At 74.8% G+C, this 21,011-nt stretch carries 18 protein-coding genes; 10 read left to right on the top strand and 8 right to left on the bottom strand.

Features of this window, described 5'->3' with window-relative positions; genetic code table 11:
* Window positions 1-13: 13 nt before the first annotated feature.
* The 3 genes from ilvD to AB0L74_RS13680 all read right to left on the bottom strand — a co-directional run bounded on the left by ilvD (window position 14) and on the right by AB0L74_RS13680 (window position 4,129).
* Window positions 14-1,867: a dihydroxy-acid dehydratase gene (gene ilvD, locus AB0L74_RS13690; RefSeq protein WP_365650037.1), complete on the bottom strand. Its 1,854-nt coding sequence runs from the start codon at window positions 1,865-1,867 to the stop codon at window positions 14-16.
* A 228-nt stretch (window positions 1,868-2,095) separates the two neighbouring features.
* Window positions 2,096-2,920, bottom strand: coding sequence for a sugar phosphate isomerase/epimerase (locus AB0L74_RS13685; protein ID WP_365650034.1), 825 nt, complete (start codon window positions 2,918-2,920; stop codon window positions 2,096-2,098).
* 276 nt (window positions 2,921-3,196) lie between these two features.
* On the bottom strand, window positions 3,197-4,129 hold the full coding sequence (locus AB0L74_RS13680) for a Ppx/GppA phosphatase family protein (RefSeq protein ID WP_365650031.1): 933 nt from the start codon (window positions 4,127-4,129) through the stop codon (window positions 3,197-3,199).
* Between the two features lie 230 nt (window positions 4,130-4,359).
* Between AB0L74_RS13680 and AB0L74_RS13675 the strand changes: the two genes are divergently transcribed.
* Entirely contained in the window at window positions 4,360-5,169 is an 810-nt protein-coding gene (locus AB0L74_RS13675) for a hypothetical protein (protein ID WP_365650089.1), read from the top strand.
* 58 nt (window positions 5,170-5,227) lie between these two features.
* On the opposite strand, the gene AB0L74_RS13670 is transcribed toward AB0L74_RS13675, so the two are convergent.
* Window positions 5,228-6,970 (bottom strand): hypothetical protein, encoded by a 1,743-nt coding sequence (locus tag AB0L74_RS13670; protein ID WP_365650028.1) that lies wholly within the window; start codon window positions 6,968-6,970, stop codon window positions 5,228-5,230.
* A gap of 233 nt (window positions 6,971-7,203) precedes the next feature.
* On the opposite strand from AB0L74_RS13670, the gene radA reads away from it, so the two are divergent.
* Together radA and disA are read left to right on the top strand one after the other, a co-directional pair.
* Window positions 7,204-8,613 (top strand): DNA repair protein RadA, encoded by a 1,410-nt coding sequence (gene radA / locus AB0L74_RS13665; RefSeq protein WP_365650025.1) that lies wholly within the window; start codon window positions 7,204-7,206, stop codon window positions 8,611-8,613.
* A gap of 81 nt (window positions 8,614-8,694) precedes the next feature.
* The gene (disA, locus tag AB0L74_RS13660) at window positions 8,695-9,819 is read left to right on the top strand and encodes a DNA integrity scanning diadenylate cyclase DisA (protein WP_164396984.1); all 1,125 of its coding nucleotides are present in this window, start codon (window positions 8,695-8,697) and stop codon (window positions 9,817-9,819) included.
* A gap of 124 nt (window positions 9,820-9,943) precedes the next feature.
* Here disA and AB0L74_RS13655 read toward each other — a convergent pair whose 3' ends face one another.
* Window positions 9,944-10,777 (bottom strand): hypothetical protein, encoded by an 834-nt coding sequence (locus tag AB0L74_RS13655; RefSeq protein ID WP_365650021.1) that lies wholly within the window; start codon window positions 10,775-10,777, stop codon window positions 9,944-9,946.
* Between the two features lie 173 nt (window positions 10,778-10,950).
* Here AB0L74_RS13655 and AB0L74_RS13650 point away from each other — a divergent pair, with 173 nt between their 5' ends.
* Complete coding sequence (locus AB0L74_RS13650; protein ID WP_365650018.1) at window positions 10,951-11,604, top strand: phosphatase PAP2 family protein; 654 nt, start codon at window positions 10,951-10,953, stop codon at window positions 11,602-11,604.
* A 136-nt stretch (window positions 11,605-11,740) separates the two neighbouring features.
* Here the strand turns inward: AB0L74_RS13650 and AB0L74_RS13645 are convergent, their stop codons facing one another.
* Together AB0L74_RS13645 and AB0L74_RS13640 are read right to left on the bottom strand one after the other, a co-directional pair.
* On the bottom strand, window positions 11,741-12,403 hold the full coding sequence (locus AB0L74_RS13645) for a response regulator transcription factor (RefSeq protein WP_365650015.1): 663 nt from the start codon (window positions 12,401-12,403) through the stop codon (window positions 11,741-11,743).
* The gene (locus AB0L74_RS13640; protein ID WP_365650011.1) at window positions 12,400-13,986 is read right to left on the bottom strand and encodes a histidine kinase; all 1,587 of its coding nucleotides are present in this window, start codon (window positions 13,984-13,986) and stop codon (window positions 12,400-12,402) included. The genes AB0L74_RS13645 and AB0L74_RS13640 overlap by 4 nt, the downstream gene beginning before the upstream one ends.
* Window positions 13,987-14,104: 118 nt before the next feature.
* Between AB0L74_RS13640 and AB0L74_RS13635 the strand changes: the two genes are divergently transcribed.
* From AB0L74_RS13635 to cseC, 5 genes are all read left to right on the top strand, one after another.
* Entirely contained in the window at window positions 14,105-15,136 is a 1,032-nt protein-coding gene (locus AB0L74_RS13635; protein WP_365650008.1) for an A/G-specific adenine glycosylase, read from the top strand.
* 309 nt (window positions 15,137-15,445) lie between these two features.
* Window positions 15,446-15,985 (top strand): SigE family RNA polymerase sigma factor, encoded by a 540-nt coding sequence (locus AB0L74_RS13630; RefSeq protein WP_365650005.1) that lies wholly within the window; start codon window positions 15,446-15,448, stop codon window positions 15,983-15,985.
* Window positions 15,973-16,626 carry a hypothetical protein gene (locus tag AB0L74_RS13625; protein WP_365650002.1) on the top strand — a complete coding sequence of 218 codons (654 nt, stop codon included), beginning with the start codon at window positions 15,973-15,975 and terminating at the stop codon, window positions 16,624-16,626. Before AB0L74_RS13630 ends, AB0L74_RS13625 begins: the two co-directional genes overlap by 13 nt.
* 236 nt (window positions 16,627-16,862) lie before the next feature.
* On the top strand, window positions 16,863-17,564 hold the full coding sequence (cseB, locus tag AB0L74_RS13620; protein WP_365649999.1) for a two-component system response regulator CseB: 702 nt from the start codon (window positions 16,863-16,865) through the stop codon (window positions 17,562-17,564).
* Window positions 17,565-17,572: 8 nt separating this feature from the next.
* Window positions 17,573-18,976, top strand: a complete 1,404-nt coding sequence (cseC, locus tag AB0L74_RS13615) for a two-component system sensor histidine kinase CseC (protein ID WP_365649996.1) — start codon at window positions 17,573-17,575, stop codon at window positions 18,974-18,976.
* Window positions 18,977-19,132: 156 nt separating this feature from the next.
* On the opposite strand, the gene AB0L74_RS13610 is transcribed toward cseC, so the two are convergent.
* A complete protein-coding gene (locus AB0L74_RS13610) occupies window positions 19,133-19,840 on the bottom strand; it encodes a M23 family metallopeptidase (RefSeq protein ID WP_365649993.1) in 708 nt (235 codons plus the stop codon).
* A 464-nt stretch (window positions 19,841-20,304) separates the two neighbouring features.
* Here AB0L74_RS13610 and AB0L74_RS13605 point away from each other — a divergent pair, with 464 nt between their 5' ends.
* A complete protein-coding gene (locus AB0L74_RS13605; protein ID WP_365649990.1) occupies window positions 20,305-20,943 on the top strand; it encodes an HAD family acid phosphatase in 639 nt (212 codons plus the stop codon).
* Window positions 20,944-21,011 lie beyond the last annotated feature (68 nt).

Genomic DNA, 21,011 nt, shown 5'->3' with positions numbered 1-21,011 from the left:
ATGCGGACGGGGGTCAGCCCAGCTTGCTGACGTCCCGCACCGCGCCCTTGTCGGCGCTGGTCGCCATCGCGGCGTACGCCCGCAGGGCCGCCGAGACCTTGCGGTCGCGGTCCTTCGGCGCGTACACGCCGTTCAGGGCCTGCTCGCGGCGGGCCAGCTCGGCCTCGTCGACCAGCAGCTCGATGGAGCGGTTCGGGATGTCGATGCGGATGCGGTCGCCGTTCTCGACGAGGGCGATGGTGCCGCCGGAGGCGGCCTCCGGGGAGGCGTGGCCGATCGAGAGGCCCGAGGTGCCGCCGGAGAAACGGCCGTCGGTGACCAGCGCGCACGCCTTTCCGAGGCCGCGGCTCTTCAGGTACGACGTCGGGTAGAGCATCTCCTGCATGCCCGGGCCGCCCTTGGGGCCCTCGTAGCGGATGACGACGACGTCGCCCTCCTGGACCTGCTTGGTGAGGATCTTCTCGACGGCCTCCTCCTGCGACTCGCAGACCACCGCCGGGCCCTCGAAGGTCCAGACGGACTCGTCGACGCCGGCCGTCTTCACGACACAGCCGTCGACGGCGAGGTTGCCGCGCAGCACCGCCAGGCCGCCGTCCTTGGAGTAGGCGTGCTCGGCGGAGCGGATGCAGCCGTTCTCGGCGTCCTGGTCGAGGGTGTCCCAGCGCTCGGACTGGGAGAACGCCTCGGCGGAGCGGACGCAGCCGGGGGCCGCGTGCCACAGCTCGACGGCATCCGGCGACGGGGAGCCGCCGCGGACGTCCCAGGTCTTGAGCCAGTCGGCCAGGGACGGGCTGTGGACGGCGTGGACGTCCTCGTTGAGCAGGCCCGCGCGGTGCAGTTCGCCGAGCAGGGCCGGGATGCCGCCGGCGCGGTGCACGTCCTCCATGTAGTACGTGCGGTCCTTGGCGACGTTCGGGGCGACCTTCGCCAGGCAGGGCACGCGGCGCGAGAGGGCGTCGATCTCGGTCAGGCCGAAGGGGACGCCCGCCTCCTGGGCGGCGGCCAGCAGGTGCAGGATCGTGTTGGTGGAGCCGCCCATCGCGATGTCGAGCGCCATGGCGTTCTCGAACGCGGCGAAGGTGGCGATGGAGCGCGGGAGGACGGAGTCGTCGTCCTGCTCGTAGTAGCGGCGGGTCAGGTCCATGACCGTGCGGGCCGCGTTCTCGTACAGCGCCCTGCGGGCCGTGTGGGTGGCCAGGACCGAGCCGTTGCCCGGGAGGGAGAGGCCGAGCGCCTCGGTGAGGCAGTTCATCGAGTTGGCGGTGAACATGCCGGAACAGCTGCCGCAGGTCGGGCAGGCGTTCTCCTCGATGCGCAGGACGTCGGCGTCGGAGACCTTGTCGTTGGCGGCCTCCACCATGGCGTCGACCAGGTCGAGGGTGCGGACCGTGCCGTCGACGAGCGTGGCCCGGCCGGACTCCATCGGGCCGCCGGAGACGAAGACGGTGGGGATGTTCAGCCGCAGGGCGGCGTTGAGCATGCCCGGGGTGATCTTGTCGCAGTTGGAGATGCAGATCAGGGCGTCGGCGCAGTGGGCCTCGACCATGTACTCCACGCTGTCCGCGATCAGGTCGCGGGAGGGCAGGGAGTAGAGCATGCCGCCGTGGCCCATGGCGATGCCGTCGTCGACGGCGATCGTGTTGAACTCGCGCGGGATGCCGCCGGCCGCCTTGACGGCCTCGCTGACGATCCGGCCGACCGGCGCCAGGTGGGTGTGGCCGGGCACGAACTCGGTGAAGCTGTTGGCGACGGCGATGATCGGCTTACGGCCGATGTCCGCGCCCGGTACACCGGAGGCACGCATAAGGGCGCGGGCGCCCGCCATGTTGCGGCCGTGGGTGACTGTGCGGGACCTCAGCTCGGGCATCGTCGCTCGCTCCTTCGGAGAGTTCCGCCGGCGGGCCGGCGGATTTCTGACTGTCCACGAGCGTACGCCGGTCATCCAGGCTTCGGGACAGGGTGTCCGGAATGCGAAACGCGCGTTCCGCGGGCGGTGGCGGGCGCGCAGGTCAGCGGCGCGTGCGGGGTCCCCGTACGACCGGCACGACCCGCGTGGTGATCGGCTCCGGGGCCGCCCGGCCCGGCCTTGCGCCGCTCACCGGCGCGGCACCCGCGCCGCCGAGGACAGGTGGAGCCGGGTGAAGGCCAGGGCCTCCGCCAGGTCGGCCTCGCGCTCGGCACTCGACATCGCGCGGCGGGTGTTGACCTCGATCACGACGTGGCCGTCGAAGCCGTTGAGGGCGAGACGCTTTAGGACCTCCGCGCAGGGCTGGGTGCCCCGGCCGGGGACCAGGTGCTCGTCCTTGGCCGAACCCCGGCCGTCGGCGAGGTGGACGTGGCCGAGGCGGTCGCCCATGCGGTCCACCATCGCCAGCGCGTCGGCGCGGGCCGTGGCGGTGTGGCTGAGGTCGATCGTGAAGTGCCGGTAGTCGTCCCGGGTCACGTCCCAGTCTGGGGCGTACGCCGGCATCTCGCGGTCGCGGTAACGCCACGGGTACATGTTCTCGACGGCGAACCGCACATCCGTCTCGTCCGCCATCCGCCAGATTCCGCTGACGAAGTCGCGGGCGTACTGCCGCTGCCAGCGGAAGGGCGGGTGCACGACGACCGCCGAGGCGCCGAGCTTCTCGGCCGCCGCGCGGGCGCGCTGGAGCTTGATCCACGGATCGGTGGTCCACACGCGCTGCGTGATGAGCAGACAGGGCGCGTGGACGGCCAGGACCGGAATGCCGTGGTAGTCGCTGAGCCTGCGCAGCGCCTCGATGTCCTGGCTGACCGGGTCGGTCCACACCATGACCTCGACGCCGTCGTATCCGAGGCGCGCGGCGATCTCGAAGGCCGTCGCCGTCGACTCCGGATAGACCGAGGCCGTCGACAGGGCGACCTTCGCATCCGGGATGCGCACGACGGGCTCTGCCATGGGGACAGGTTACGGGGTGCGGTCGGCGGAACGCGGGCCCCCCGGCGGGGGTTGTGGCGTTCGCCATAGGCGGCGGACGGCCGGACCGCCGGGGAGAGCCCGGCCCCGGACCGCCGGGGGAGCCAGGCCCCGGACCGCCGGGGGAGCCAGGCCCCGGACCGCCGGGGAGGGCGTCGGCCCCGGACCGCCGGGGAGGGCGTCGGTCCCGGACCGCCGGGGAGGGCATCGGCCCCGGGTGGTCTCGGGTGGCCCCGGGTGGCCCCGGCCAGGGTGGTCTCAGGCCGACACCATGTGGTCCAGCCGGCGCAGGATCACGCCCTCCCTCAGCGCCCACGGGCAGATCTCCAGGCGTTCCACGCCGAACAGGTCCATCGCCCCCTCGGCGACCAGCGCCCCGGCCAGCAGCTGGCCGGCCCGGCCCGCGGAGACGCCGGGCAGCTCGGCGAGCTCGGCCGTGGTCATCCCGGTCAGCCGCGGCACCCACGACTCCAGCGACGCCCGCTTCAGCTCGCGCTGGACGTACAGGCCCTCCGCGGAGCGGGCGGCGCCGCCGATCCGGGCCAGCTGCTTGAAGGTCTTGGAGGTGGCGACCACGTGGTCGGGGGCGCCGAAGCGGCTGAACTCGCCGACGGTGCGGGCGATCTCCGTACGGACATGGCGGCGCAGCGCCCGTATGTCCTCCGGGGCGGGCGGGTCGCCGGGCAGCCAGGCGGCGGTCAGGCGGCCCGCGCCCAGCGGCAGCGACACGGCCGCGTCGGGCTCCTCGTCGATGCCGTAGGCGATCTCCAGGGAGCCGCCGCCGATGTCGAGGACGAGCAGCTTCCCCGCGGACCAGCCGAACCAGCGGCGGACGGCGAGGAAGGTGAGGCGGGCCTCCTCCGCGCCGCTGAGGACCGTCAGCTCCACGCCCGTCTCGGCCCGCACGCGCGCGAGGACCTCGTCGGCGTTGCGGGCCTCGCGCACGGCGGAGGTGGCGAACGGCAGCAGGTCCTCGACGCCCTTGTCCTCGGCGGCCTGGAGCGCGTCCCGGACGGTCGAGACCAGCCGGTCGACGCCGCCGGGGCCGATCGCCCCCTGGTCGTCGAGGAGCTGGGCCAGCCGCAGTTCCGCCTTGTACGAGTACGCGGGCAGCGGGCGCGCGCCGGGGTGCGCGTCCACCACCAGCAGATGCACCGTGTTCGAACCCACGTCGAGGACACCGAGTCTCATGGGGGGAACGCTACTGCGGGCGGCGCGCCCCGCAGCGCCCGGAGCCGTCCCGGCGACCGGCTCCCGGGCGGTGCCGTCCGCGCGCCCGGGCCACTTACCCTGGACACGTGCCAAAGACGAAAAAGGCGAAGAACGACAAGACGGATAAAAAGGCCAAGAAGGCCGGGATCGCCGAGGGTTCTTCGCCGGCGGCCGCGCCGGAGGAGCCGAAGGGGGGCCCGGGCGCCCCGGTGGCGGTACCGGCGCGGCCGCCGGTGGACGACGAGAAGGGCCTGGACTTCGCGCGCGCCTGGGTGGAGTTCCCCGACCCGGCCGATGACGAGCAGGTCTTCCGCTGCGACCTGACCTGGCTGACCTCCCGGTGGAACTGCGTCTTCGGCAGTGGCTGCCAGGGCATCCAGGCGGGCCGCGCAGACGACGGGTGCTGCTCCCTGGGCGCTCACTTCTCCGACGAGGACGACGAGGAGCGGGTCGCCGGGCATGTGGCCAGGCTCACGCCGGACATCTGGCAGCACCACGACGAGGGCACCCGGAACGGCTGGGTCTCCGAGGACGACGAGGGCTCCCGGCAGACCCGCCCGTACCAGGGCTCGTGCATCTTCCAGAACCGCCCCGGTTTCGCCGGCGGCGCGGGCTGCTCGCTGCACATCCTCGCCCTGCGCGAGGGCCGTGAGCCGCTGGAGACCAAGCCGGACGTGTGCTGGCAACTGCCGATCCGGCGGACGTACGAGTGGATCGACCGGCCCGACGACACGCGCGTGCTCCAGGTGTCGATCGGCGAGTACGACCGGCGCGGCTGGGGCCCGGGCGGCCACGACCTGCACTGGTGGTGCACCTCGGCGACCTCGGCGCACGGCGCGGGCGAGCCGGTGTACGTCTCCTACCGGGCCGAGCTGACGGAGCTGATGGGCAAGGCCGGCTACGACCGCCTGGCCGAGCTGTGCGAGGAGCGGCTGGCGTCCCGGCTGCCGCTGCTGGCGCCGCATCCGGCGGACCCGGCCCGTCCGGACCCGGCCCGTCCGGTCGTCCCGGAGGACTGACGGGCCGGTCCGCGGCCGCCTCGCCCCGCACGGCACACGGTGTACGGCACGGCTGCGGCTACGGCGTGACCGGGCCCTGACCGCCGCCGTCGCCCGGCGGTGGCGGCGGCGGTGAGCCGCCGGTGCCCTCGGTCGGCGGCGGACCGGTGGGCGTGGGGTCCGGGGCGGGCGCCGAGGGCGGCGGGGTGCTCGGCTCCGGCGCGGGCGGTGCCGAGGTCGGCGGGGCCGGGTCCGGGACCGGCGGGCGCGCGGGGCCGCTGGGGCGCGGGGCCGGGCGGCCGGGGCTCGTGGCGCTGGGCGCCGTGCCGTAGCCCCGGAGGGAGACGACGGCACCCACGGGCGAGACCGTGACCCGCGCGCTCCAGGGCCCCGACGGCTCGCGCAGATGATCGACGTACACCTGGAGGGTCACGGACTCGCCGGGCCGCAGGATCCCCGACGACCGGCTCAGATAGAGCCAGGGCACGTCGGTGGCGGCGGACCAGTTCACGGGGGCGCGGCCGGTCGCCGTCAGGGTGATCAGCGTGGTGTCGCCCCGGCCGGCGGCCGACACCTCCAGCCCACCCGTCCGCTGCTCCGCGGCGCCCGTGACGCCGACGACCGCCACGGCGACATCGGCCCCGCCGTCCTGGCCGAAGCGGGTGCCGGGCGCGCTTCCGGCGTCCCCCGTCTCCTCGGGTCCGCCCGCCCCCTCGCCGTCCCGGCCGTCGTGGCCGTGGCCCTCGCCGGCACTGGCCGCGCGGCTTTCCTCGCCCTCGCCGACCGGCGTGGCCCGGTAGGCCGCCCAGACCGCGAGCACGGGGGCGGCGACGACGGTGGCGACCACGGTGGTGGTGACGGCGCGGGCGCGCAGCCGGTCCCGCCGGGCGGCCCGGTCCTTGGGGTCCATCGGGAAGCCGCGCCGGTCGAAGCGGGGGGAGGCGCTCCGGGCGCGCGGGAGGTGGACCATGGCGGCGTGCAGGGCCGCGCGGGGCGCCGGGAGGACGGGCAGCTCGGCGGGGGTGACGGTGGTGCCCGGCCAGCGGTCGGGGGTCACGCGTTCGGCGGTGCGGCGGCAGCGCGGGCAGTCGTCGACGTGCCGCACCAGTTCCTGGCGCAGGGCCGCGCCGAGCACGAACTGGGCGTCGCCGGTGAGGCGGGCGACGCCGGGACAGGAACCCGTCTCGACGACGGCGAGGGCGGCGCGGGTGCGCTCCACCTCGCAGGCGGCGCAGGCCAGCAGGTCACGGGTGGCCACCGGGTCCCGGCCGAGGACGGCGGCGACCTCGCGGGCGGTCAGGTGGTGGCGCACGGCGAGCTCCAGGGCCTCGCGCTGCTCGGGCGTGGTGCCGGCGGCCTCCGGCCAGGCCAGCACGGCCAGTTCGCGGCGCCGCTGCGCCTGGACCTCCTCGGACAGGGGCGGCGGCCCGGCGGGCTGCCGCGCCCCGCGCCGGCGGCCGTCGCCGGGGCGGTCCGCCGCGTGGCCGCGCCGCCGTTTCCGCTTGGCCTCGGCCAGCTTCCGCAGGCACACCCAGCGGGCGAGCGCGTACAGCCACGCCCGGTGGTCCGCGGCGTCCTCCGGGCCGCGCCGGCCGCGCCGCTCGGCGAAGACCAGGGCGTCGCCCAGGGCGGCGATCGCGGTGTCGTGGTCGCACAGCACGGACAGGCAGTAGGTGAACAGGCCGTCCAGGTACGGCTCGTACGGCTCGTACGGCGCGCGGGGCCGCTGGGCCAGCGTGCGCGCCGCGGCGCGGTCACGCGCGTCCCGGTGCGCCCGGTGTGCGCCGGTCGTGCGGGTCATGGTCTGCGGACTGCTGCTCATCACCCGGTGACCGTAGGGGGATAAGGGTGGCGCGATCTGGCGGATTGGACGCTTTTAATTCGTACGGGTGAAACGATCCCTCATAAGGGGACAGGAACCTTCTGTTCCGCCGGCCCGTCCGCGCGGCCGGAGCCCGGTTCCTGCCGGTTTCCCGCCCCGCGCGGCGCAAAGGGGCGAGGGGCCGCCCGCCGGCGGGGCCCGCGCTGTCAGTGGCGGCGGTTACGGTGTGCGTCATGGCTGCCCGTACGAAGACCACCAAGGACCGGCCGTCCTACCGCTGCACCGAGTGCGGCTGGCAGACGGCCAAGTGGCTCGGCCGCTGCCCCGAGTGCCAGGCCTGGGGGACGGTCGAGGAGTACGGCGCGCCCGCGGTCCGTACGACGGCGCCGGGGCGGGTCACCACCTCCGCGCTCCCCATCGGCCAGGTCGACGGCCGCCAGGCCACCGCCCGCCCCACCGGCGTGCCGGAGCTGGACCGCGTCCTGGGCGGCGGGCTGGTCCCCGGCGCGGTGGTCCTGCTCGCGGGCGAGCCGGGCGTCGGCAAGTCCACGCTGCTGCTCGACGTGGCGGCGAAGTCGGCGAGCGAGGAGCACCGGACCCTCTACGTCACGGGCGAGGAGTCGGCGAGCCAGGTCCGGCTGCGCGCCGACCGCATCAACGCCATCGACGACCATCTGTACCTGGCGGCGGAGACCGACCTCGCGGCGGTGCTCGGCCACCTGGACGCCGTGAAGCCGTCCCTGCTGGTCCTCGACTCCGTGCAGACGGTGGCCTCCCCCGAGATCGACGGCGCCCCCGGCGGCATGGCCCAGGTCCGCGAGGTGGCCGGCGCCCTGATCCGCGCCTCCAAGGAGCGCGGCATGTCCACCCTGCTGGTGGGCCACGTCACCAAGGACGGGGCGATCGCCGGCCCCCGCCTGCTGGAGCACCTGGTCGACGTCGTCCTCCACTTCGAGGGCGACCGCCACGCCCGCCTCCGGCTCGTACGGGGTGTCAAGAACCGCTACGGCGCCACCGACGAGGTCGGCTGCTTCGAGCTCCACGACGAGGGCATCACGGGCCTGGCCGACCCCAGCGGCCTCTTCCTCACCCGCCGCGCCGAGCCGGTGCCCGGCACCTGCCTGACCGTCACCCTGGAGGGCCGCCGCCCGCTGGTGGCCGAGGTGCAGGCGCTCACGGTCGACTCGCAGATCCCCTCCCCCCGGCGCACCACGTCCGGCCTGGAGACGTCCCGGGTGTCGATGATGCTGGCGGTGCTGGAGCAGCGCGGCCGCATCAGCGCCCTGGGCAAGAGGGACATCTACTCCGCGACGGTCGGCGGGGTGAAACTGTCGGAGCCGGCCGCGGACCTGGCCGTCGCCCTGGCGCTGGCGAGCGCGGCGAGCGACACCCCGCTGCCGAAGAACCTCGTCGCGATCGGCGAGGTCGGCCTGGCGGGCGAGGTGAGACGGGTCACGGGCGTGCAGCGGCGGCTCGCCGAGGCCCACCGCCTGGGCTTCACGCACGCCCTGGTGCCGGGCGACCCGGGGAAGGTCCCGGCCGGGATGAAGGTGCTGGAAGTGGCGGACATAGGGGACGCCCTGCGGGTCCTCCCGCGCTCCCGTCGCCGAGAGGCCCCCCGGGAGGCGGAGGACCGCCGGTAGACTTTGCCCTGGTCTCGCCCGTCCGTACGAACCGAGTGCGCGACACGGGAGCGCCCCAGAACCTGCGACCGGAGGAGTGCAGTGGCAGCCAACGACCGGGCAGCGGCTCCCGGAAAGTCCGGTGGGAGTGCCGGTTCCGATGGCCTGATGCGCGCCTCGCTGAGCGCCGTGGCGCCCGGCACGCCCCTGCGTGACGGCCTGGAGCGCGTGCTCCGCGGCAACACCGGCGGTCTGATCGTGCTCGGCTCCGACAAGACCGTCGAGGCGATGTGCACGGGCGGCTTCGTGCTGGACGTCGAGTTCACCGCGACCCGGCTGCGCGAGCTGTGCAAGCTGGACGGCGGCATCGTGCTCTCCTCGGATCTGTCGAAGATCCTCCGCGCGGGCGTGCAGTTCGTGCCCGACGCGACGATCCCCACCGAGGAGACGGGCACCCGGCACCGCACGGCGGACCGGGTCAGCAAGCAGGTCGGCTTCCCCGTGGTCTCCGTCTCGCAGTCGATGCGCCTGATCGCCCTGTACGTCGACGGGCAGCGCCGCGTTCTGGAGGACTCCGCGGCGATCCTGTCGCGCGCCAACCAGGCGCTGGCCACGCTGGAGCGCTACAAGCTCCGTCTCGACGAGGTCGCGGGCACGCTGTCGGCGCTGGAGATCGAGGATCTGGTGACCGTCCGGGACGTCTCGGCGGTCGCGCAGCGCCTGGAGATGGTGCGCCGGATCGCCACGGAGATCGCCGAGTACGTGGTGGAACTGGGCACCGACGGGCGGCTGCTCGCCCTCCAGCTCGACGAGTTGATCGCCGGTGTGGAGCCGGAGCGGGAGCTGGTGGTGCGGGACTACGTGCCCGAGCCGACCGCCAAGCGGTCCCGCACGGTGGAGGAGGCCCTCGCCGAGCTGGACAAGCTGTCCCACGCCGAGCTGCTCGAAATGGCGACGGTGGCGCGTGCGCTGGGCTACACCGGCTCCCCCGAGACGCTCGACTCGGCGGTGTCGCCGCGCGGCTTCCGGTTGCTGGCCAAGGTGCCGCGGCTGCCGGGCGCGATCATCGACCGGCTCGTGGAGCACTTCGGCGGGCTGCAGAAGCTGCTGGCCGCCAGCGTGGACGACCTCCAGACCGTGGACGGCGTCGGCGAGGCCCGGGCGCGCAGCGTTCGGGAGGGGCTGTCGCGGCTGGCGGAGAGCTCGATCCTGGAACGGTACGTCTAGGTTCTTCCGTTCGGATCACGCCGGGCCGGCGGGGTCCGGCACGCGCGCGTGCCGGCGGGCATCGCCCTTGACGCGCGGTGGGCCGCGCCCGCCGGAGGGCATCCGCGGGCGGGCCGCCGGTCCGTCAGTCGTTCTCCAGCACGAACGACGTCCGCACCTTCGCCAGTCCCGGCGCCTTGGCCTCCACCAGATACGTCCCGGCCCGGGCCGAGCCCGCCGGGCGCTTCCCGCACTCGGGGGCGCTCGGCTTGCGGTCCCACTTCACGGTGTAGGTGATGCCGCCGTCGGCGGGCACCCGGAACAGCAGGCTCGCGGCGTTCTTCGGGCAGTCGGCGGACGACCAGAACGGTTCGTCGGCGCTCGCCTGAGTGATCGTCAGCACCGCCTGCTTCGGCCCGAGATCGACCTTGCAGTCGCTTCCCGAGGTGTTGCGCACGGTCAGGTCGAAGGCGGGCGTCTGGCCCGGCTCGTAGGTGTTGCGGACGCTGCGCACGCTCAGCCTGACCGCGTCCGCGGTGCAGTCCGGCAGGCCGGACCCGGCCGGCAGCGCGTCTCCCGCGCCGACACCGGCGGACGGGCCGGTCGGCGCGCCCCCGCCGGCCGTGCCGCCGGAGCCGCCCGGACCGGCGGCGCCCCCGGAGCCCGTACCGGAGCCCGAGCCGTCACCGGACCCGGTCCCGTCACCCGTGCCGCCGGGGTCCCCGGACCCCGACTCGTCGCGGCCGCCCGGCGCTTGGCTTATCGCCGGCCCGGAACCCGAGGGGCCGGGAGTGATGGAGGGCGCGGGGTTCTTGCCGTTCGCGCCGTCCTGCCGGCCGTCGCCGCCGCCTCCGCCGCCGGCGGTGACGATCCAGGTGATCAGCAGCGCCAACAGGGCGATCACGGACAGCAGTACAACCCTCCGGCGCCAGTAGATGGTGGAGGGAAGCGGCCCGACAGGATTGCGCAGAGATCCCACGCGAAAACTGTACGAGAGATCGGCGGCTTGCCCGGTCACACCCGCCGTCCGGGTCACAAGTTTTCCGGATCATCATTCCGCTTGCCGCCCCGTCATCCCTGTCTTTCGTCAGGTGCGGCACCTGACGATCGCGGTCTGTGACCGAATCGGCGGGCCACCTACCGTCCGTGAACATGGACTTCGTCGACACCGAGCTGTACCGCGTCGTCACCGACCTCGCCCGCGACTCTCCCCCGTGGGTCCAGCACTCGGCGGAGATAGGCACGGAGGCCGGACTGCTGTTGTTCGCCGCGCTGTTCGCCGCCGCGTGGTGGCGGTCGCGGCACGCCGACACCCGCGCGTTCGCGATCACGGTGCTCGCCCCCGTGGCCACGGCCGTGGCGTATGTGTGCAGTGAACTGCTCAAGTCGGTGGTCACCGAGGAGCGTCCGTGCCGGGCGGTCGCCGAGGCCGCCCCGTCCCTGGCGGCCTGCCCGCCGCACGGCGACTGGTCCTTCCCCAGCAATCACGCCACGATCGCGGGCGGCGCCGCCCTCGCGCTCGCCCTGGCCCGGCGCCTGATCGTGTGGCTGACGGTTCCGCTCGCCCTGCTCATGGCCTTCTCCCGCGTCTTCGTCGGCGTCCACTATCCGCACGACGTGGCCGCCGGGCTCCTGCTCGGCGCGGTCGTCGCCGTCCTGGCCGTCCGCCTGGGCATACGCCCGATGACGAGACTGGCCGAGTCGATGCGCGCCTCCTCGGCGCCGGTCCCGCGGTGGCTGACCGGTCCCGGCCCGGCGCGCGTCCCGTCGCACGGCACACCCCGCCGCCCGGCCCGGCACCGCTGAGACGCACGCCCGCGCCGCACGCCCCCGCCGCCCGGCGCGATAGCACTGGGACCGGCGCCGCTGAGACGACGCGCCCGCCGGCCGCCCCGGCGGGCGCCTCCGGCCCGACGGGCACGTGCCGGTCTCCGGTGCGCGGTCAGGACTCCACGAGCCCGGCCTCGTACGCCACGATCGCCGCCTGCACCCGGTTGCGTACCTCCAGCCGGTCCAGGACCGCGCTGACGTACGCCTTCACCGTGCCCTCGACGAGGTGCAGGCGGGCGGCGATCTCCGGGTTGGACAGGCCGGCGCCGACCAGGCCGAGCACCTCGCGCTCGCGCGGGCTGAGCCGTGCCACGCGGGCGCGCGCCCGTGCCTCGCGGGCGAGCCGGCCGCCGCCCTCCCCGCCCAGGTCCTCGACGACGTACCGGGCCACCTTCGGTGACAGGAAGGCGGCGCCGCCGGCCACCGCCCGCACGCCCGCGATCAGTTCGTACGGATCCCCGGATTTCAGCAGGAACCCCGTGGCGCCCCCGGAGAGCGCGCGGGCCACGTACATGCGTTCGGAGAAGGTGGTCAGCATCGCGACCGCCGTGCCGGGGACGGTCCGGACGATCTCCTCCGCCGCCGCCAGGCCGTCCAGGCGCGGCATGCGGATGTCGAGCAGGGCCACGTCCGGGCGGTGGGCGCGGGCCAGGCCGACCGCCTCGCGGCCGTCGCCCGCCTCCGCGACCACCTCGCTCTCGCCGCCGCTCGCCAGGATGGCCCGCACCCCGGCCCGCACCATCGCCTCGTCGTCGGCCAGCAGGACCCGGATCACCGTGACATCTCCCTGAGTTCCTCGCGCCCTTCGCCGGACGGGCCCACGCGCGGGATCACGTCCTTGGCGGCCAGGCGGCCCTTGTCGTCGAAACAGAGTCTGAAGTGGTCGACGGAGACCAGGAGTTCGCCGCTCGACCGGTAGTAGCGGCAGGTGGTGCCCGCCGGCGGGGCGGGCGCGCGGTCGGCGGGCGGGTCGTGGACCTCCCCGTCCGGCAGGACGCGCGCGACCTCGCCGGCCGGGGCGCCCAGGCGCAGCCCGGCGAACGCGCTCGGCTCCAGGACCGAACGCGTCTCCGTGTAGGCGTACCAGCCGAAGGCCGCGCCCACCAGGACGGCGCCCGCGCCGGCGGCGGCCCCCAGGCCGAGGGCGACGCGGCGGCGGGCGCGGGTGAGGGGAGCCGCCGCGGGACGGGCCTCCCGGGGCGCGGGCGCGGTGCGGGACTGCCGCGCGGGCACCCGGGCGCGAACCCGGAAGCCCTCGCCGTGCGGCCCCGCCTCGAAGTCGCCGCCGGCCGCGGTGACGGCGGCCCGCAGGCCGAGCAGTCCCGAGCCGCCCGAGGAGCGGGAACCCTCCCCGGTGGCACGGCCGTTGGTGACGGTCACGACGGCGTCGGGGCCCTTCCGGCCGACCGCGACGACGACGGGGGCGCCCGGCGCGTGCCGGGCCGCGTTGGTCAGCGCCTCGCGCACCACCCGGTGCAGCAGCCGCTCGGCGACCCCGCCGGGCGGCAGGGCCGCGGGGCCGCCGGACGGCTCCCAGCGCACCGCGAGCCCCGATTCGGCGGCGCGCGCGACGAGTTGCTCCACGGTCTCGCCCGCCGGAGTCAGCGGGACGGGCTCGTCGTCCTCCCGCAGGACGCCGATGATGCGGTGCAGCCGTTCCGTGGCGTCGGCGGCGGCGGCCCGCAGGTCGGCCGCGGCGCTCCGGTGCTCGTCGGCGAGGCCGGGGGCGACCTGGAGGGCGCCGGCCCGCAGGGCGATCAGGCTCAGCTCGTGCCCGAGGGAGTCGTGCATGTCCTGAGCGATGCGGGCCCGCTCCCGCAGCCGGGCCCGTTCCTCGGCGTGCCGCTGCTCGTCCTCCAGCCGGGCCGCCCGCAGCCAGCCCGCCTCGGCCAGTTGGCGGCTCTGCCGCCAGTAGCGTCCGCCGAGCCACGGGAAGACGCAGCCGAACAGCAGCGTGCCGGTCATGACCAGGAACTCGGGGGCCGGGTCGGCGCCGGTGAGCGCGATCCTCGCGATACCGGCGCCGGCGACCGAGGCGAAGCACACCGCCGCGGCGCGCGCCCCGGCCGCCCGCAGGCCGAGCAGCAGGGCGAAGACGCCGAGGGCCGGGCCGTAGGAGACGGTGAACAGGGCGGGAGCGTCGGCCAGGCTCAGGGCCGCCGTCAGCGCGAACGCCGTGAGCGGCCGGCGCCGGGACACGCCGACGGCCACGGCGAGGACCGCCAGGCCGGCCGCCAGCCACCAGGCGGCGCGCGGTTCGTTCAGCCCGAGCCGGTCGGCGGTGAGCGCCGGGAGGGCGAGGACCGCCCAGAGCAGGCAGACCGGCCCGGCGCGGCGGCGTTCGGGAGGGCGTCGCATCCCCCCGACGCTACAAGCGGACGGCCGTCCGGCGCCCCTGCCGATCGTCAGGGGGCGCGCCCTCCCAGGGTGGCGGTGCGCCCGCCGGGGCCTCCTCCCGTGGCAGGATCGACGGGTCATGACTGCGCCCACGAAGCCCCCGCACTCCGGTCCGCCCGCCCGGCCCGCCGCCGCGCCCGCGCCCGGCGGCCCCGCCGCCGCACCCGTCGACCCCGCCGCCCCGGCCCCGGACGCTCCCGGCGCGCGCTCCGCGGAGCCCGTACCGGAGCGCGCCCTCGGGGAGCCGTTGCACGCCCCCGTCATCGACTGGTTCGACGAGAACGCCCGCGACCTGCCGTGGCGGCGCCCGGAGGCCGGCGCGTGGGGCGTGATGGTCAGCGAGTTCATGCTCCAGCAGACACCGGTGAACCGTGTGCTGCCGGTCTACGAGCAGTGGCTGGCCCGCTGGCCGCGCCCCGCCGACCTCGCCCGCGAGGCCCCCGGCGAGGCCGTGCGCGCCTGGGGCCGGCTCGGCTACCCGCGCCGCGCGCTGCGGCTGCACGGCGCCGCCGTCGCCATAACGGAGCGGCACGGCGGCGACGTACCGGCCGACCACGCCCAGCTGCTGGCGCTGCCCGGCATCGGCGAGTACACGGCCGCGGCGGTCGCCTCCTTCGCCTACGGCCAGCGCCATCCGGTGCTGGACACCAACGTCCGCCGGGTCCTCGCCCGGGCCGTCACCGGCGTGCGGTACCCGCCGAACGCGACCACCGCCGCCGAGCGCCGGCTGGCCCGCGCGCTGCTGCCGGACGACGAGAGGACCGCCGCCCGCTGGGCCGCCGCCTCGATGGAGCTGGGCGCGCTGGTGTGCACGGCGAAGAACGAGGCGTGCCACCGCTGCCCGATCGCCGAGCGGTGCGCCTGGCGCCTGGCGGGCAAGCCGGAGCACGACGGACCGCCGCGCCGCGGCCAGACGTACGCGGGCACGGACCGCCAGGTGCGCGGCCGGCTGCTCGCCGTGCTGCGGGAGGCGCCCGGCCCGGTCCCGCAGGCGGCGCTGGACCGGGTGTGGCACGAACCCGTCCAGCGTGCCCGTGCCCTGGACGGGCTGGTCGCGGACGGGCTGGTGGAGCCGCTGCCGGACGGGCGGTACCGGCTGCCGCTGACCTGACGACCGGCCAGGTCACAGCCGGACGGCCGGTGCCGGCGGCGCCCGCCCGCCTCCGGGACGGCACTCCGGCTCCGAGACGCCCCCAAATCATCCCATAATCACCTCGATCGCCCCTCCTGTTTATCCGGCTCCTACTTCCGTTACACAACCGACGGACAGCCGACGGACAGCCGCAGCCCGGCTCGGACAGCGCCGTGACAACGCTTGCCTACCTTCGTTCCGTGACCGTGCGGACGCCGGTCACGGACCAAGGCAGTGAAGCGGCGGCGCGGCCCGCCGTGTCAACGGGGATCGGGGAAGGGGCTCACCATGGCGCAGGGCGAGGTACTCGAGTTCGAGGAGTATGTGCGCACCCGGCAGGACGCGCTGCTGCGCAGCGCGCGGCGCCTGGTCCCGGACCCGGTGGACGCCCAGGACCTGCTCCAGACCGCGCTGGCGCGGACGTACGGCCGCTGGGACGGCATCGCCGACAAGCGGCTGGCCGACGCCTACCTGCGCCGGGTGATGATCAACACCCGGACCGAGTGGTGGCGGGCGCGGAAGCTGGAGGAGGTGCCCACCGAGCAGCTCCCGGACGCCTGTGTGGACGACTCCACCGCGCAGCACGCCGACCGGGCCCTGCTGATGGACGTGCTGAAGGTGCTCGCCCCGAAGCAGCGCAGTGTCGTGGTGCTGCGACACTGGGAGCAGATGTCCACGGAGGAGACGGCCGCCGCCCTCGGCATGTCGGCGGGAACGGTCAAGAGCACGCTGCACCGGGCGCTCGCCCGGCTCCGCGAGGAGCTGGAGGCCCGCGATCTGGACGCACGCGCGCTGGAGCGTGAGGAGCGGGAGCGGTGCGCGGCCTGACCGGCACGGGGTTCGCCCGGGGCCGGGGAACCTTCCGGGCGGCGAGTACGGCGGCGGCCGTGCTGGCCGCCGCCGTCTTCGCGCTGTCCGCCTGCGCGGCGGGCGGCACCGGTGCCCGCGACGAGGGCCCGGCCCGCGGCGACCCGGTGGCCGGTGTCGCCGCCTCCCCCTCGTCCAGTCCCTCGCGGTCGCCCGGCCGGGTCGACGCCGTCCGGCTGGTCAAGGCCGACCCGCGGGTCTCCGCCGAGGTCAAGCGCGAGCTGAAGCCGTGCGTCGCCGACGAGTACCCCGTCGACGTCTCCTACGGCTCGCTGACCGGAGGCTCCGCCGAGGATGTCGTCGTCAACGTGCTGACGTGCGGTGACGCGGTGGGCGTCGGAAGTTACGTGTACCGCCGCGAGGGCGGCCGGTACCAGAATGTGTTCACGGCCGAGGAGCCCCCGGTCTACGCGGAGATCGACCGCGGCGACCTCGTGGTGACGAAGCAGGTGTACGAGGAGGACGACCCCGTGTCGAGTCCGTCCGGGGAGAACGTGGTGACCTACCGCTGGTCCTCGGACCGGTTCGTCGAGGAGTTCCGCACGCACAACGACTACGGCAACGCCGTGGGGCCGGACGTCTCGCCCGCGCCCACCGGCTGAGCGGCGGGCCCCGGGACCGGCGGCGGGGACCGGAGGCGGTGGTGAACCGACCGCCGGAAGCGGCGGTGAACCGATCGGGCGCCCGCGTCCGATGTACCGGTCGTACCGGCGAACGCGGCAGCGGGGACCGGGGACGGCCGGTCCCGGCCCGCGGGCCGGGACCGGCCGGTGACGCGGGGAACCGGGAGCGACCGGCACCCGTACGGCAGCGAAAGCAGAGGACTGAGAGCACCGGGATGGCAGAGCAGACCCACGTCCTGTTCGTCGAGGACGACGACGTCATCCGCGAGGCCACCCAGCTCGCCCTGGAGCGGGTCGGCTTCGCGGTCACCGCGATGCCCGACGGCCTGTCGGGCCTGGAGGCGTTCCGCGCCGACCGGCCGGACATCGCCCTGCTGGACGTCATGGTGCCCGGTCTGGACGGCGTCAGCCTGTGCCGCCGTATCCGCGACGAGTCCACCGTGCCGGTGATCATGCTGTCGGCGCGGGCCGACTCCATCGACGTGGTGCTCGGTCTGGAAGCGGGCGCCGACGACTATGTGACCAAGCCGTTCGACGGAGCGGTGCTGGTGGCGCGGATCCGCGCGGTGCTGCGCCGCTTCGGCCACGCGAGCGGCGCAGACCGGGGGGAGGCGGCCGGCGCGGACGACGGAGGCGTGCTCACCTTCGGCGACCTCCGGATCGACACCGAGGGCATGGAGGTGCGCCGGGCGGGGCGGCCGGTGGCGCTCACCCCCACCGAGATGCGGCTGCTGCTGGAGTTCTCCGCCGCGCCGGGCACGGTGCTCTCCCGGGACCGGCTGCTGGAGCGCGTGTGGGACTACGGCTGGGGCGGTGACACCCGGGTGGTGGACGTCCATGTGCAGCGGCTGCGGACCAAGATCGGCCAGGACCGGATCGAGACGGTCCGCGGCTTCGGCTACAAGTTGAAGGCCTGAGCAGGGGTATGCGGCGCTCGGGCCGGCGCGTCAGCGCCTCACGTCTGGCCCCCGCGGGCACTCGGGCGGGTGTCCGTACGGGGATACACGCGGGCGTCCGCACGGGGATCCACACCGGTCTGCGGTGGAAGCTCAGTGCCGCCATCGCGCTGGTGGGCGCGCTGATCGCGGTGGCGCTGAGCCTGGTGGTGCACAACGCGGCCCGGGTGTCGATGCTGGACAACGCCCGTGACCTCGCCGACGAGCGCATCCTGGTCGCCCAGCGCAACTACGACCTGTCCGGGCGGGCGAACTTCCCCAACGCCCAGATCGACGACCCCGCGCTGCCGGCGGAGCTGCGCCGGAAGGTCGCGGACGGGCGGCGCGCGACGTACGTCACCGACCGGCCGGACGGCGTGACGGACATCTGGGCCGCCGTGCCGCTCAAGGACGGGCACGTGATGTCCCTGCACGCCGGGTTCACCGACCGCAGCTCCGACATCCTGAAGGACCTCGACCAGGCCCTGGTGATCGGTTCCATCGCGGTCGTCCTCGGCGGCAGCGCGCTCGGCGTGCTCATCGGCGGGCATCTGTCGGGCCGGCTGCGCAGGGCGGCCGCCGCGGCGAACCGGGTCGCCAAGGGCGAGACCGAGGTACGGGTGCGGGACGCCCTCGGCGGGGTGGTGCGGGACGAGACCGACGACCTGGCCAGCGCCGTGGACGCGATGGCCGACGCGCTGCGGCAGCGGCTGGAGGCGGAGCGCCGGGTGACCGCCGACATCGCGCACGAGCTGCGCACCCCGGTGACCGGGCTGCTGACCGCGGCCGAGCTGCTGCCGCCCGGCCGCCCCACCGAGCTGGTGCTGGACCGGGCGAAGGCGATGCGCACCCTCGTGGAGGACGTCCTGGAGGTCGCCCGCCTCGACGGCGCCTCGGAGCGGGCCGAGTTGCAGGACATCATGCTGGGCGAGTTCGTCAGGCGCCGGGTGGCCGCCAAGGACCCCGGCGTGGAGGTCCGGGTGGTGCACGAGTCGGAGGTCACCACCGATCCGCGCCGCCTGGAGCGGGTGCTGTTCAACCTGCTGGCCAACGCGGCCCGGCACGGCAGGCCGCCGATCGAGGTCACCGTCGAGGGCCGTGTCATCCGGGTCCGCGACCACGGCCCCGGTTTCCCGGAGGACCTGCTCGCCGAGGGCCCGAGCCGCTTCCGCACCGGCAGCGAGGACCGGGCCGGACGCGGCCACGGGCTGGGTCTGACCATCGCGGCCGGACAGGCCCGGGTGCTGGGCGCCCGGCTCACCTTCCGCAACGTACGGCCCGCCGGAGCGCCCGGGCAGGTGCCGGCCGAGGGCGCGGTCGCCGTGCTGTGGCTGCCGGAACACGCGCCGACCAGCACCGGCAGCTACCCGGTACTGCGGCTGCCCGGGCAGTGACACCCGATCCCGCGCGGCCCTGACCCGGCCACGCGGAATCCGGCGCGACACAGCGACGCGACCCCGGGGCCGCCGCGCGGGCGGACCTCGGGGTCGCGTGCGATTCGATCAGCCGGGCGCGCCGGGGCGCCCGGGGATCGTGCCGGGGCCGTCGCCTCAGACGGTCACGCCCTTGGAGCGCAGGAAGGCGACGGGGTCGACGGCCGAACCGTAGTTCGGGGTGGTGCGGATCTCGAAGTGCAGGTGCGGGCCGCTGGAGTTGCCGGTGTTGCCGGAGGCGGCGATGTGCTGGCCGGTGGTGACGACCTGGCCGACCTTCACGTCGATCCGGGACAGGTGGGCGTACTGGGAGTACGTGCCGTTGCCGTGCTTGATGACGATGGCGTTGCCGTACGCGGGGCCGTCACCGGCGCCGTTCGGGCCGGCCTTGACGACGGTGCCGCCGTGCGCGGCCATGACGCTGGTGCCGATCGGCACGGCGAAGTCCTGGCCGCTGTGGGTGGACTGCCACATACCGCCGGCCTGGGCGAAGCTGGCGGACAGCCGGTAGTTCTTCACCGGGTCGACCCAGGAGGCGGCCTTCTTCGTGACGGCGGTCTTCTTGGCGGTGGCCGCCTTCTTCGCGTTCGCGGCGGCCTTCGCGACCTGCGCGGTCTGCGCGGAATCGGCGGCCTTCGCGGCCTTGGCCTGCGCGGCGGCCTGCGCCTCGACGGCGCTCGCCACGCTGGACGTCGCCGTGGTGTCGGCGGCGGCCGCGACCCCGGCTCCCAGCACGACCGAGGCTCCCAGGCCGGCGGTCAGCACGGCCGCACGGGTGCGGATACGGGACGTACGGGAAGAACGGGACATGGAGCGCGGGAACATTCGAACCTCATGGGGACGGGAACAAAGGAGAGCCACCCGGCGTACGGACGTCCGCCGAATGGGCCTTCACCTTGGTAACCCACCGGGGCGTACTCCCACAAAGGTGTGATCTACGACGGTTCCTAGTACTTCATCCCAAAACTTCCCTAGGTCCACCAGAGCTCTCATTCGGGACAAAGCAGCTCAGAGGCCTGCGTATAGGCCAACACTCGGGGCGCTTTCGCCCGATTTCGCAGTTCTCGCCGCGGTCACTATTCCGTCTAGTACGTGACGTACGTCCTGTGCGGCACGTCACCGGACGGCCCCGTCCCAGGGGGCCGGAATGTGACGGGGGCTACGCCCGCTCCGTGCGCGACTCCAGCGACCTACCGTCCGGTAACCCCGCGGTTCCCCTCCCGCCACCCTCGCCGCCGAGCATGCACTCGACAAACAGGAGCGCGTACGGATACGTGAGAGGACCCCCCATGACAAGACGCCCCTGGCCGCGCCGGGCCGGTGTGACCGCGGTCGCCGCCGCCGCCCTCGTCGCCCTCGCGGGCCCCGCCGACGCGGCGCCCGCCCCCGTCACCGCCCCCGCCGCCACGGCCGCGTCCGCTGCCGCGGCGGCCGGCGTCGGCTACGCCACCTGGCAGCAGGACTGCCGGGCCGTGATGGACCGGGCGCTGCCCTACCTGAAGCAGCGGATCGCGGCCACCGGCCCGGGCGAGAAGCAGGCGATCGTCCTGGACATCGACAACACCGCGCTGGAGACCGACTTCGGCTTCAGCTTCCCGCAGCCGGCCAACCGCCCCGTCCTGGAGGCCGCGCGGTACGCCCAGGAGCGCGGGGTGGCCCTGTTCTTCGTGACCGCCCGCCCGGGCATCATCCAGGCCCCCACCCGGTACAACCTCGAACGCGTCGGCTACCGGGTCTCCGGTCTGCGCGTACGCGGCTTCCTCGACCTGTTCGAGAACGTCGCCGACTACAAGACCGCCCAGCGCGCCGCGATCGAGGCGCAGGGCTACACGATCATCGCGAACATCGGCAACAGCGCCACCGACCTCTCGGGCGGCCACGCCGAGAAGACGTTCAAGCTGCCGGACTACGACGGGCAGCTCTCCTGACCGAGCACTCCTAGGTGTGCTGTCCCCGGTAGTCTCACCACGTTCGCGTGATCACGGGGGTGAGGCGG

The sequence above is a fragment of the Streptomyces sp. NPDC052020 genome (assembly GCF_040680575.1).
In the GTDB taxonomy this organism is placed as follows: domain Bacteria; phylum Actinomycetota; class Actinomycetes; order Streptomycetales; family Streptomycetaceae; genus Streptomyces.
The sequence above is the reverse complement of the archived record's forward strand: the minus strand, read 5'-3'. Positions and strand labels throughout refer to the sequence as shown.